Origin of the sequence: Nocardia sp. NBC_01377 (assembly GCF_045040005.1) — a bacterium.
Lineage (GTDB): Bacteria > Actinomycetota > Actinomycetes > Mycobacteriales > Mycobacteriaceae > Nocardia > Nocardia noduli.
In genome coordinates this window covers 1,803,390-1,815,446 of sequence record NZ_CP109566.1, presented here as the reverse complement: position 1 = coordinate 1,815,446, position 12,057 = coordinate 1,803,390, and the positions used below count along the sequence as shown (strand labels likewise).

15 protein-coding genes and 1 pseudogene are annotated in these 12,057 nt (G+C 65.7%); 9 read left to right on the top strand and 7 right to left on the bottom strand.

All coding sequences use genetic code 11. The features are described from left to right. The first annotated feature begins 285 nt into the window (after nucleotides 1-285). Nucleotides 286-525, top strand: coding sequence for a hypothetical protein (locus tag OG225_RS08110; protein WP_405181102.1), 240 nt, complete (start codon nucleotides 286-288; stop codon nucleotides 523-525). 136 nt (nucleotides 526-661) lie between these two features. Here the strand turns inward: OG225_RS08110 and OG225_RS08105 are convergent, their stop codons facing one another. Together OG225_RS08105 and OG225_RS08100 are read right to left on the bottom strand one after the other, a co-directional pair. Continuing rightward, on the bottom strand, nucleotides 662-1,114 hold the full coding sequence (locus OG225_RS08105) for a hypothetical protein (protein ID WP_405181101.1): 453 nt from the start codon (nucleotides 1,112-1,114) through the stop codon (nucleotides 662-664). Nucleotides 1,115-1,474: 360 nt separating this feature from the next. Continuing rightward, entirely contained in the window at nucleotides 1,475-2,044 is a 570-nt protein-coding gene (locus tag OG225_RS08100; protein WP_405181100.1) for a TetR/AcrR family transcriptional regulator, read from the bottom strand. 95 nt (nucleotides 2,045-2,139) lie between these two features. Here OG225_RS08100 and OG225_RS08095 point away from each other — a divergent pair, with 95 nt between their 5' ends. The 3 genes from OG225_RS08095 to OG225_RS08085 all read left to right on the top strand — a co-directional run bounded on the left by OG225_RS08095 (nucleotide 2,140) and on the right by OG225_RS08085 (nucleotide 3,914). Continuing rightward, nucleotides 2,140-2,562 carry a hypothetical protein gene (locus tag OG225_RS08095; protein WP_405181099.1) on the top strand — a complete coding sequence of 141 codons (423 nt, stop codon included), beginning with the start codon at nucleotides 2,140-2,142 and terminating at the stop codon, nucleotides 2,560-2,562. Between the two features lie 69 nt (nucleotides 2,563-2,631). Further along, complete coding sequence (locus OG225_RS08090) at nucleotides 2,632-3,177, top strand: DJ-1/PfpI family protein (RefSeq protein WP_405181098.1); 546 nt, start codon at nucleotides 2,632-2,634, stop codon at nucleotides 3,175-3,177. After that, nucleotides 3,174-3,914: a VOC family protein gene (locus OG225_RS08085; RefSeq protein WP_405181097.1), complete on the top strand. Its 741-nt coding sequence runs from the start codon at nucleotides 3,174-3,176 to the stop codon at nucleotides 3,912-3,914. Before OG225_RS08090 ends, OG225_RS08085 begins: the two co-directional genes overlap by 4 nt. A 313-nt stretch (nucleotides 3,915-4,227) precedes the next feature. On the opposite strand, the gene OG225_RS08080 is transcribed toward OG225_RS08085, so the two are convergent. Further along, nucleotides 4,228-5,145 (bottom strand): SDR family NAD(P)-dependent oxidoreductase, encoded by a 918-nt coding sequence (locus tag OG225_RS08080; RefSeq protein WP_405181096.1) that lies wholly within the window; start codon nucleotides 5,143-5,145, stop codon nucleotides 4,228-4,230. 28 nt (nucleotides 5,146-5,173) lie between these two features. Here OG225_RS08080 and OG225_RS08075 point away from each other — a divergent pair, with 28 nt between their 5' ends. Further along, nucleotides 5,174-5,743, top strand: a complete 570-nt coding sequence (locus OG225_RS08075) for a CGNR zinc finger domain-containing protein (RefSeq protein WP_405183217.1) — start codon at nucleotides 5,174-5,176, stop codon at nucleotides 5,741-5,743. Between the two features lie 281 nt (nucleotides 5,744-6,024). Beyond that, on the top strand, nucleotides 6,025-6,279 hold the full coding sequence (locus OG225_RS08070; RefSeq protein WP_405181095.1) for a hypothetical protein: 255 nt from the start codon (nucleotides 6,025-6,027) through the stop codon (nucleotides 6,277-6,279). A gap of 31 nt (nucleotides 6,280-6,310) precedes the next feature. Here the strand turns inward: OG225_RS08070 and OG225_RS08065 are convergent, their stop codons facing one another. Continuing rightward, complete coding sequence (locus tag OG225_RS08065) at nucleotides 6,311-6,640, bottom strand: SDR family oxidoreductase (RefSeq protein WP_405183216.1); 330 nt, start codon at nucleotides 6,638-6,640, stop codon at nucleotides 6,311-6,313. Between the two features lie 330 nt (nucleotides 6,641-6,970). Then, a complete protein-coding gene (locus OG225_RS08060) occupies nucleotides 6,971-7,822 on the bottom strand; it encodes an alpha/beta fold hydrolase (protein ID WP_405181094.1) in 852 nt (283 codons plus the stop codon). A gap of 137 nt (nucleotides 7,823-7,959) precedes the next feature. Here OG225_RS08060 and OG225_RS08055 point away from each other — a divergent pair, with 137 nt between their 5' ends. Both OG225_RS08055 and OG225_RS08050 read left to right on the top strand, forming a co-directional pair. Next, nucleotides 7,960-8,565 carry a TetR/AcrR family transcriptional regulator gene (locus OG225_RS08055; RefSeq protein WP_405181093.1) on the top strand — a complete coding sequence of 202 codons (606 nt, stop codon included), beginning with the start codon at nucleotides 7,960-7,962 and terminating at the stop codon, nucleotides 8,563-8,565. Between the two features lie 251 nt (nucleotides 8,566-8,816). Then, nucleotides 8,817-9,119, top strand: a pseudogene (locus tag OG225_RS08050) (integrase core domain-containing protein); the annotation flags it as partial. Nucleotides 9,120-9,258: 139 nt separating this feature from the next. On the opposite strand, the gene OG225_RS08045 reads toward OG225_RS08050, so the two are convergent. Both OG225_RS08045 and OG225_RS08040 read right to left on the bottom strand, forming a co-directional pair. Beyond that, complete coding sequence (locus OG225_RS08045; protein ID WP_405181092.1) at nucleotides 9,259-9,939, bottom strand: 3-oxoacid CoA-transferase subunit B; 681 nt, start codon at nucleotides 9,937-9,939, stop codon at nucleotides 9,259-9,261. Next, complete coding sequence (locus OG225_RS08040) at nucleotides 9,936-10,649, bottom strand: 3-oxoacid CoA-transferase subunit A (protein WP_405181091.1); 714 nt, start codon at nucleotides 10,647-10,649, stop codon at nucleotides 9,936-9,938. Before OG225_RS08040 ends, OG225_RS08045 begins: the two co-directional genes overlap by 4 nt. Before the next feature lie 279 nt (nucleotides 10,650-10,928). Here OG225_RS08040 and OG225_RS08035 point away from each other — a divergent pair, with 279 nt between their 5' ends. Then, nucleotides 10,929-12,053 (top strand): 3-hydroxyacyl-CoA dehydrogenase NAD-binding domain-containing protein, encoded by a 1,125-nt coding sequence (locus tag OG225_RS08035; protein ID WP_405181090.1) that lies wholly within the window; start codon nucleotides 10,929-10,931, stop codon nucleotides 12,051-12,053. The last annotated feature ends 4 nt before the right edge of the window (nucleotides 12,054-12,057 follow it).

Genomic DNA, 12,057 nt, shown 5'->3' with positions numbered 1-12,057 from the left:
GGGTGCGGTGGTGGATTCGCTCGGTTCGATCGCCTGTCGGGCTGCTGCCGCTGCGCTTCGGAAATAGGCTCCACCATCGCATTGGTGTCGATTGCCGTAGACCAGAAGGACGCACGTGATGATCGAACGAACGCGGTGGGCGATGACAGTGGTGGAAACGGCCTCGTCACGGACCGTCGCGGGTATCACCGCATGGGCGCTCCCGCCCCTGGCGGGTGAATGGCAAACCCCTCCCGATGCTGGTCGAAAAGGGTTTGCCCCTGTCCGCGCTGACAGGATTCGAACATGCCACCACCTGACACAGGCACCGGAAAAATGCTGCGCCACAACAGAAAGAGCCATGTCGGCAGCAGCTACCTGCACAACGCCTTCGAAGACCACTTACGCCTGGCCTACAGCGAAACTCGACCACCCCGATCGCGCCGAGAATCTGGCCGCACCATGACCGACCCGCAGGAACAAGACCCGGGCGCTTCGTGGGTAGCCGCCGCGGTCGCCGACCGCGGCGAGCGGCAGCCGGTATAGCTCCATCGAACGCACACTGGAAGTCCCGGCCTGGTGACCGCGTACCCGCCGCGGGGCGGACTCGCCACGAGTCGATGATCCGATGGCCGAAGCCGGGGACGAGCAGCGCGCTGTCCCCGGCGCGGTCGAATCCGGATCAAGCGTTATCTCCCGAGTACCTGTGCTTGATCTCGAAGTGGAAGCGGTCGCTGCCGAAGGGTTCCGGCGTGACCACCGGTACAGCGGCATCACCGCGCACGATGCGCAGCTGCCGGAACTCGGAATTGGTCCGATCGAGCGCCGCTACCACGCGTTCGGTCAGCAGCTCGATGAAACCCGGGGTGGCCAGCACCTTCTCGCGCGGTTCGACCCTCAGGTCGAGGCACTGCGCGAACGCTTCGTCTGTCCGGGTCGACAGCACGAACTTGCCCGTGACCGCGGCGCTGATCTCGGGTTCCTCCAGTGCGGCGGCGATGCTCTCGGGAAAGATCTTCACCGCGTAGAAGCTGGTCGCGACATCCGATCGGCGACGAAGGACCAGGAAGGCCGCTTCCGGCGTTGTCGTCGCGATCGGCAGGCAATAGCCGTGCCGCTTCAACACCGCGGCCACGTGGTCGTCGGGGTTTCGTGTCCCATCACCCCCGCGTCCGCGGTGCCGTAGATCAAGCAGTAGCCGCCAGGTCCTCGATCGTCAAAGTCGAAGCTCCTCGGGCGCTTTGTGTCATAGCCCCACGCGCCTCGATGGCAGAGATCAGCGTGGCGTCGCCGGCTCTGTTCTCGGAACACCTGGTTGCGCTTCGACCAGGACGAGGTGGCTGCCGGGCGGGGTGGTGATGGCGGCGGTGACCGCGGCTCCGGACTCGACGACCAACGAGCCGGAGACCTCATGGCCGGAGGTGTCGGCCAGGCGGACCTACCAACTGAGGTTGCGACGGCTCGCGGTGCAGTCAGGCGAGACTGCGTCGATATATTACGAGGGCGAGTAACGTACGCGCACGAGTTCGATCGCCGCCCGTGCGGCCTGCTCGAACGGGTTTATCGAGCCCGCGGCACGGCAGGTGACGTGCACTCCTTCCAACAGGCCGATGAGCATCGCGGCCAGACTCTCCGCCGAACCGGGATCCGGGACGCCCGCGGCGATCAGCCGCTCCGCCAACGCCGTAGTCCAGGAATCGAACGCCCGAGCCGCGATCTCGCGCAACTGCTCGTCCTCCGGGGACACGGTCAGCGCCGCGACCGCGCATCCACCACCGGCGGCGGATGCCTGCACGACCGGACGCACCGTCGCCAGAAAGTTCTCCACCACCGCGACGGGACTGTCACCGGGCACCTCGGCCAGCACCGCCCGCACATCGGCGCCGTTACGCAGGGCCGCCTCGGCGACGAGCTCCTTCTTGCCACCGGGGAAATGGTGATAGATCGCCCCGCGCGCAGCACCGGCGGTGGACAGGATCTCGGTGAACGACATCCCGGCTACGCCGCGCTGTTGCAATGCCGCAACAGCGGCATCGATCATCCGTGATCGGGTATCGACGGACACGAAAACCTCCCGAAGCTTGACTAGTACGGCCATCCTACTGCACACTTCCTCTCGCTAGTACGTACGTACTAGCGAGAGACTGTAGGAGGACACCCATGCCCATCACCGTCACCGCCCCACTCGGCGTGCTCACCGAACACGGCGAACACGAAATCCTGCCCCGACTGACCGCCGCACTCGTCGAGGTCAGTGGCGCCACCGGCAACGTGGCCTTCACCTCGATCGTGGGCGGCACCGTCCACCTCCTGGATCCCGAACACGTCTACGCCGGAGGAATCAACCGACCGGTGGTGATGGTCGAGTTGAAACTGCCCAACATCGGACTGCCCGACATCGCAACCCGAGCCGCGTTCATCGCCGCCGCCACCGACATCGTCGACGTCCTCACCGTCACCGGCCACCAACGGGCCGACACCTGGGTCAACATCCTCAACGCACCCGACGGCGCATGGGGAATCGCAGGCGTCGCCTACACCGATGAAGCCCTCATCGCCGCGATCACCGCCGATACCCACTGACAGACCCGAGGTGGCCCCGACCCGAGGTCGGGGCCACCGATGCGCACCCTCGAAGCAAGGACCAGCCAGATGCCTCACTCCACAGCACGCGCGGTCGCCTTCCTCGTCGCCAACGACGGCGTCGAAGACAGAGAACTCGTCCACCCCTGGCAGGCCGTCGCGGCCGCGGGATTCCACCCGGTGCTGCTCGCCCCGACCACCGGACACGTCCATACCTACCGTCATCTCGATCGAGTCGGCCGCCACCCGGTGCATCTGACGATCGCCGACGCCCGAGCCGCCGACTACACCGCGGTCGTCCTACCCGGCGGCGTCGCCAATCCCGACATCCTGCGTCTGAATTCGAAGGCACACCGGTTCCTACGCGAAGCCGACGCGAGCGGCACACCGATCGCCGCCATCTGCCACGCCCCCTGGACACTGATCGACGCCGACCTGGTCGCAGGCCGCACACTCGCCGCCTGGCCCAGCCTCGCCACCGACCTCACCAACGCGGGCGCCACCTGGACCCCCGACCGCACCCACATCGACAAAACCCTCATCACCGCCCAAAGCGACCAGGACGTCGAAGAATTCACCACCCTCCTGCTCAACGCACTGGGCAGGCCCGCGTGACAACACACGATCTCTGCTGGATCGACCTCGGCGTCATCGACACCGACCGCGCGGCCGACTTCTACCAGCAACTACTCGGCTGGTCCATCGATGATCCCGACGACACCGGTTACCGCATCGCCTCACTCCACGACGAGCCCATCGCCGCCTTGGGGCGAGCGGAAGACGACGGCGCACCGTACTGGACCATCTACGTCACAACTCTCGACATCCATGCCATCACCCGAACCGCCCAGTCCGCGGGTGCGACGATCCTCGTCCCGCCCACCGTCGCGGGCGAGGCCGGAATCGGAGCCGTGGCCAGAAGTCCTCAGGGGATCCCGTTCTCGATGTGGCAACCTCGACAACACCGAGGCACAAGGATCGATGCCCACCTGTTCGTCGACGACACGCAGGGATCCCGGGCATTCCTGCACGCCGTACTGGATTGGCGACTGCGGACCGACGGCACCATCACCACGAACGGACAATCCATCGCCACGTGGTCCCCCGTCGCTACGCCCGTGCGCCCCTCACCATGGCTGATCCGATTCCCGGTCGCCGACCCGACGACAACCCGCGAGCATGCCGAACGACTCGGCGCCACACCCGACACCGACGTCATCGGAGCACTCACCGACCCCTGCGGCGCCCGCTTCACCCTCACCCAGCAGGCAAACACATCCTGTGCCACCTCACAGGGGGCAACACACCAGCAGACAGGGGTGCGCGGTCCTTCGAACAACCCTCGAGAATGATCACGATGCAACCATCGCTGCCATCCAAATACAGCACTGTCGGCCGCATGCGACCGTCCCCGCAGCACATCGGCACCATCGTGGGCAGTGCTTCGGACACACCTCCCGAATGGCCGACCTGTCGATCCATAGTGCGAAAACCGCTGTGCGCATTGGTATCTCGACAAGGTCTCCGGACTCGATGACCAACGAGCCGGAGACCTCATGGCCAGGGTGTCGCTCAGGCGGACCTACCGACCGATCCGTGGAAGGGCGCAGCGAGAACCGTGCCTATATCTGCGCTGATCCTGCCCGGGGGTAGCGAACTCGGGCGTCAAGCATCGACGGTGTTGGTGACCGGGGCCCATTCGTCGAGGTCGACGATGCGCGCGGCGAGCGCCGCGCGCATATTGTCGGCACCGGCGACCCCCAGGGCGAGTCGTCGGGGCGGATTGTCACTGGCCACGGCTGCACGGATACCGGCCACCACCCGATCGACGTCGGAGAACGCCGACGTCGGCAACGCCTGGATCGCCTGCTGCACAGCGCGAACCGTCTGGTCGTAGTCGACATGCGTCGTCGCGGCGGCGTCGAGGTTGCCCAGGAAGGGAGTCGCGGTAAGTCCCGGTTGAACGAGAGTCACACGGATGCCCAACGGGGCCACCTCGGCTACCAGCGCGTCCGAAAGCCCTTCGACCGCGTACTTCGTCGCCGCGAGCAGGCCCACGCCGGGATCTGCGGTCTGGCCATAGTAGGACGAGCCCTGCAGAATATGACCCGACCGCTGGCCTCGCAGAACAGGCAACGTCGCACGCAGCACGTTGAGCACACCGAAGACATTGGTGTCGAAGATCGCCCGCGCTCGAGCGTCGTCCACCTCCTCTACCGCGCCGAACAGTCCATACCCCGCATTGTTCGCCACGACGTCGATGCGGCCGAAGCGCGCGACCGTCCGCTCGACCGCGTTCAGTACCGCCGTCTCGTCGCGCACATCCGCGTCGATTGTCAGTAAACGATCGGATTCGCCCAGATCGCCGAGGGGGCTTGTGTCTCGGGCGAGCGCCACTACCACCTCACCCGCTTCGAGTGCTTGGCGCACGAGTTCGCGCCCGATTCCGGAGGAAGCTCCGGTGATGAACCATACGGGAACAGTGTTAGCTGAAATCGTCATGTTGTGAGCGTAATCAGTTAGATCACAACAAATCAAGCTGGAGTCCAGATAAAGTTGCCATCGAATCAGATATGGACTCATCGGGCTGTACCGTGTAGGAGTGAACGTGATGCATGGTTCATCGACATGGAGCCGCGACGCGACCGAACTGGTGTTGCAGTTCGTCAACACCCGCGCCGACGGCGCCGGGCGCGTCGAGACCTTCGGCACGGCCGCGGAACTCTCCGACTGGGCGATGACACACAGCCTTCTCGACAGCGGCACGGTGGTGACGGATTCCGACGCGGCGGCCGCACGCGAACTTCGTGACGCTCTGGTGACAGTTCTACTGGCCCACGCCGGCGACAATGACCTCTCCGACGCCCAGATAATCGAGGCAGAGAAACATCTGGCACACACCGGCGTCCGATACCCGCTCGCAACCGTCATCACCGCTGAATCGGCACATCTCATCGCGGGTTCCACGGGTATCCCCGGTGTCTTGGGAACCGTTCTGGCCGCGGTGACCGAGGCGGCGCACAGCGGCGAATGGGCGCGCATCAAGGCATGCTGCAACCCGCCGTGCCACTTCGGCTTCATCGATCGAACCCGTAACCGAGCCGCCCGCTATTGCAGTCCCGGATGCGGCTCACAGGTATCCATGCGCGCCCTTCGTCAACGCCGGAAACAGACCGACTGATCCGGAGTCCGCCCGATACGCCCTTCTTCAGGATGTGCCGCCGATCATAGTGATGGCAGGGTCGTCGCGGTCGCCGAAGCCGACGCGTGTTGGAACTCGAGACGTGAGAGTGACCAGCATCGGAGCAGCCACCGATCATCGCCGGGATTGGGGCCTACGCGGGCGGCACGGATACCACCGGGCTCGCCGCACACGCCGAAATGGGTTCTCGCGCACGCCCGTTGCCGGTTCTGGTGGTAGAGAGCAACACCGATCCCCTCAGCACTGTTCCGCTCGGGCGGATGGCGGTGGGGCAGTGGGTCGGCGCCAACTCCGCGACCCTCGCGATGGCGAGTCATCCTCGACCTCGCGTGCTGCGTCAGGAGGCCGATCCCGGCCGCGGATTCGAACACGGCGCCACGGTCGAGACCTACGATTTCGGTCCGGCGCAGGTGCGGATGCTTGCCCTCGATGACGGCGGTCATCTCCTGGACGGAGACAGTGATGGCGTGACCGAATACGCCGTCGACTTCGTGCTGGGTTATCGACTGAGGTAACCGCGGGTGATCGCCGACCTGTCCACACCGTTCACCCGAAGCGGGGCGTCCCCGGCCCCAGGGCGTGCGCGGGCGTTGAGGGCGGTGGTGGCCTGGTGGGTGGCGCGGCACCGTCTATCGCGAGCGTGGTGCCGGTGACGTAGGCGTTGTCCAGGATGAAGAGATAGGCTGCTGCGGCTTCCTCGGGGGTGCCGACACGCTGCGTGAGCAGTGCGGACGCGGCGTCGTGGAGGAAGGCCTCCGGGTCCGGGACACTCCTGTCCCATAGTTCGGTGCGGATCACGCCGGGCTGGATCACGTTGACGCGCACGGGGGCGAGTTCGACGGCGAGCGCCCGGCCTTCGGTATCGAGCCGGGCCAGATCACGCCACCAACGCCGGACGCGTCACCATCTTCGCCACGCCGATGACGAAATCGACATCGGGGGTGCCTGGACCGAACCCTCCCGCGCCGTGTAGGCGAACGCGCGTGCCGAGGAGATCAGCAGAGCCGGCCACGACGACCGCGACGCCGGGGATATAGGGAGTCTGCGGCGTTCCGTGCGGGTGCGTGCCGGAGACGATGTCGACGTCGACGGGGTGCAGGGCCGCAGCGCCGAGTTGGACGAGAACCTACCCGGGTGCGGGCGTTCCCGGGTGCGGGCTGTCTGCGAGGACCGGTGATCGTCCGATCTCGGCAATGACCGTGCTTCTTATTGCTTGCCGTCGTCGATGGGATCGAGTCGTGCCTGCTGGTGCTTGCTCGTTGCGGCGTGGGTTTCGGCGATGAAGGGGGCCACGATCGACAGCCATGCCGCCGTATCGGAGGCGAAAGGGACGTGACCTGTGTCCATTTCGACCCAGGTCGAATGTGGTATCGCCGTGTGAATGGCCTTACCCCACTGGACTTTGAGGCTCTTGTCGAGCATGCCCCAGGTGATCAGGGTCGGGGCGGTGATGTCGACTGCTCGCGCGCGAAGGTCCTGGCGCGAGTCGTTGAAGCTGGCCCACAGATTCGCGGCGGTGCGCGAACCTTCACGGGTCTGTGAGCGGGCGATCACGCTCTCGACGATCTGTTCGTCGTGGACGCTTCGCGGCGCCATGTAGCGGGGAACGCTGTGACGGAAGCCCATTCGCACCGCCCAAGGTCGGCCTTGCAGGCGGCAAAAGGCCTTGATGAGCGGTGTAGGAGGTACGAATCCCGAGCCCTGCGCGATAACCAGACCGGCGACGCGCTCGGGGTGGGTGAGAGCCAGACTGCAGGCGGCATAACCACCGACAGAGTTGCCGACGACCACGACGCGTTGCAGTCCGAGGGCGAGGACGAACTCCTCGAGGACTTCGCCGTAGAGCACCGCTGTTTCACGCAGAGGCGCGGGCGGTGACGGGGAAGCGCCGTGCCCCGGCCAGTCCAGGGCGATAACCCGGTTGGTCGAGGCCAGAGCGGCCGCCACGGCGTCGTAGTCGGTGCGGTCGTGCAGCGTGGCATGCAACAACACGACCGCGGGTCCGCTGCCGTCATCACTGTAGGACACCGGACCTGTGGACAGTTCGATTGCGGGCATGTCACTCCTTCATTGACCGACCGGTCGGTCACATATACGATAGGAGGTTATTCGGGTTTCTGCAAGGTCGTTGCGCGAGAGAAGATGAGGGCGTCGCTCGGCCCTCGGGCGGTCAGTCCGCATCGAAAGGAGGCATCGTGTCCGTCTCGCCAGTCGGCAACACTCGCCAGGCCGCCAAGGCGCGCACGCGAGCTTTGCTGCTCGATGCCGGATACGCGCTGGCGGAGACGACAGGTCTGGATGGTCTGAGTGTCAACGTGCTCGTCGAGGCCGCGGGAGTCTCCAAGGGGACCTTCTTCCACCACTTCGGCGACCGCGCCACCTACCTCGTCGCGCTGCACCGCAGCTTCCACGACGAGCTCTTCGACAGAGTTCAGCGCGCTGTCACTGCGAGCGCTCCCGGACGCGATCGCCTGGCCATAGTGTCGCGAACCTATCTGGACGGGTGCCTGCGCCACCGAGGTGTGCGGGCCCTCATCCTCGAGGCACGCGCCCTGCTACCGATTCAGGACGAGGTCATCCGACGCAATCAGAGCAACGTCGAGTTCCTCACCCCGGACTTCGTCGCGATGGGCTGGCCGCGCCCCCGTGCCGCGGCGCGCCTGTGGATTGCCGCGAACGCCGAGTGCGCCCTGATAGAACTCGAAGACACCCGAGCCCATCCCGAGGCAAGAGCCGCAGTTCTCGACCTCCTCGGCGGCCCCCGCGGTCACACCGACCAGCACTCGTCGGCACCGCGCTGACATCGACGAACCCTGCTGCCTCCGCCGCCGATTCGTCGACCATGTGCGTCGCACCGGCCGGCGAACGGAATCCACTAGACGCGCACGCCCCGAAGAACCGAGCACACAGGTCGGCACCTCTGGCGGAGGTGGCCGCAGCAGTCCCGACCCGGGACAGGGGGAGTTCCGGGACCTGGTGGATCGTCGACCGGACGCGGCACGGCCACCGAACGTGGCACCGGCGCACCAAGCAGGCTTCGACGGTCCGGATCGGCGTGCAATACACCTCGATCGCCTTCACCGACCGGCTGATCGAAGCCGGGATCGACGCCTCGATCGGCTCGACCGGCGACAGCTACGACAACGCCCTCGCCGAGTCGATCAACGGGCTCTACAAAACCGAACTGATCAAACCCCGAAAACCATGGCGCACAGTCGAACACGTCGAGATCGCCACCCTGGAATGGGTCGACTGGTACAACCACCGCAGACTCTACGAATACTGCGGCGACATCCCACCAGCCGAACTCGAAACCCTCTACTACGCTCAACACGGAACCACAGCCAACCGCTGAGTTCACAAATCAGAAAGTCTCCGGACTCACCGGGGGGATTCAGATAGCCGCACAACAGCACTGATGTCACCGCTCGAATACGGCCGGACTCGCACCACTGCTTCGCGGCTATGGCGGCTGATCGACGACCGCCGCGGGCTCACCGGACGCTCGCGTCCACCAGCGGTAGCCCGACGATGTCGACCAACTCATCGAAAGTCGTGCCGAACGTTTCACGAACGGCCACCTGCGGATCCTCGGTGCGCAGGTCCAGTACGAAAACCGCGAGGTCGGTGTAGACACGACTGACGCAACGCATCCCGGTCAGCGGGTAGGTGCATTCTGCGACCAATTTGGAGTTCCCGGCCCGGTCCAGCAGGTTCATCATCACAAAGGTCTGTTTGGCTCCGATGGCGAGATCCATCGCGCCACCTACCGCGGGGATATCCTCGGGTCGCCCGGTGTGCCAGTTGGCGAGATCGCCCGCCGCCGAGACCTGATAGGCGCCCAGGACGCAGACGTCCAGGTGTCCTCCGCGCATCATCGCGAACGAATCCGCGTGGTGGAAATACGATGCCCCGGACAATTCGGTCACTGGAACTTTACCGGCGTTGATGAGGTCTTGATCGATCTCGTCCGCTCGGGCCTCGGGGCCCATCCCCAGCATGCCGTTCTCGGTATGCAGCGTCACCGCGCTATCCGGTTTCAGGTGGTTGGAGACCTGGGTCGGCAGTCCGATACCAAGGTTCACGTACGCACCGTGCGGTATGTCGCGGGCAACGATCTCGGCGATCTGGATCTTGCTCAGACCACGCCGGGCTTCAGGGTCGATAGCGGTCACCGGGTTGCGCCTGTCTGTGCGGCGACGGCCGAGTTCTCGGCCTCGCGGAGAGATGCCACCCGGACCACGCGGTCGACGTAGATGGCGGGAGTCACCACGTGTTCGGGATCGAGCCCACCCGCCGCGACGATCTCGGCGACCTCCACGATCGTCGTATCGGCGGCCGCGGCCATGATCGGGCCGAAGTTGCGAGCGGTCTTGCGGTAGACGAGATTCCCCCGCTCGTCGGCGATCTGCGCCTTGATCAGTGCGTAGTCGGCGCGCAGCGGGTACTCCAGCACATAGTGCCTGCCGTCGATCTCGCGGGTTTCCTTACCCTCGGCGAGAAGCGTGCCGTAACCGGTAGGCGTGAAGAAGGCGCCGATCCCGGCGCCGGCGGCACGGATCCGTTCGGCGAGGTTGCCCTGGGGCACCAACTCGAGCTCTATTTCACCCTTGCGGTACTTGTCGTCGAAGTGCCAGGAGTCCGATTGCCGGGGAAACGAGCAGATGATCTTGCGTACCCGTCCGGCACCGATCAGTCGCGCGAGGCCCACATCCCCGCTGCCCGCGTTGTTGTTGATCACCGTGAGGTCGGTGACCCCCGAGTCGATCAGCGCTTCGACCAGCGCCAGCGGTTGCCCGGCCTCGCCGAACCCGCCGATCATCACCGTCGCTGCGTCGGGTATTCCCGCCACCGCTTCACGCGGTGATGCCACGATCTCGACCACGTCCCAGCCTCCTTGCTGCCCTCGTGCCTACGGCGTCGATCACGCACCGCTGACAGTGAGGATGCCGGAAAGAGACATCCGGCGGAAACGCTTCATTCGACTGGTAAGCCATCCGGTTCTTCGATTGCTCCATCACGTACCACATCCGCACGACCAGTCGGGGTATCGCCGGCAGCGATGGCATCGCATCGTGGATCAGCGTTTCCGTCCGAATGCCATCGGTCGGAAACTGAGTGGGACGTGACGTGCGTCATCGTCGTCGAGCAGGAGGTCTCAGTGATGCCCCAACCCGCAGCGGAAGTCGTGCCACCGCGACGAGAAGCTCTCGACGCGCTCGCGGGGCTGCTCCGTGACGCGATCCTTCTCGCGGAGCGCGGCACCGCATCCGGCGCGGACATCGACGCGGCGATGCGACTCGGGGCCGGGCACCGCCAGGGTCCGCTCGAGTTGATCGCCACGCTGGACCCCGACGAGCGACGCGAATTCGGCATCACCTGGACGCCCCCGGCTGTCGCCCCGGGACCGGTCGAGGTGGCCGCGGTCGGTGCGGACTGGACAGGCTCGATCGGGATCCTCGGCAGCGGACATATGGCCACCGGGATCGCCGAGGCCGTAACCCGCAGTGGCCGTGAGGTCATAGCGTTGACCCGTTCCCCCGAGTCGGGTGAACGTGTGCGGGATCGACTGGCGGCGAGTCTGACGCGGGCGAGCGAGCGCGGCCGTCTCGGAGAGACAGCCGCGACCGATGCGCTCGCGCGGCTGCGGACCACCGGCGACGCCGCCGACCTCTCGATCGTCGATGTCGTGGTGGAGGCCGTCGCCGAGGATCTCGACGTCAAGGCCGCGGTGCTGTCGGAGCTCGACAGGGCGATCCCCACTCACGTGCCGGTCGCGACCAACACGTCGTCGTTCGAAGTGGCCGATCTCCGGCCGTTCCTCACGGCGGAGCGACCTGTCCTCGCGTTGCATTTCTTCAACCCCGCCGCGGTGATGAAACTCGTCGAAGTCGTGGTGCCCGATGATGTCGTCGGGGCCGAGTCTCTGCGGTCCAGCGCCGGAAGTTGGGTGCGTGCTATCGGGAAAACCCCGGTGACGTGTGCCGATTCGCGCGGCTTCATCGTCAACCGGCTACTGATTCCTTTTCTCAACGATGCCGTGCGCCTTCACGAATCCGGCCGCGGCGTCGACGAGGTCGACGAGCTTCTGCGGCGAGGCGCCGAGCACCCGATGGGGCCGCTGGCGTTGATCGACCTGATCGGCATCGACGTGACCATCGCGGCACTCGAGTCGATGGCAGCGGTTGATGATGATCCTCGGTTGTCACCTGCCGAGACGTTGCGTGAGCTGGCCGGATCCGGACGCCTCGGGCGTAAGACCGGCGCCGGATTCCACACCTACCGATGAGGAC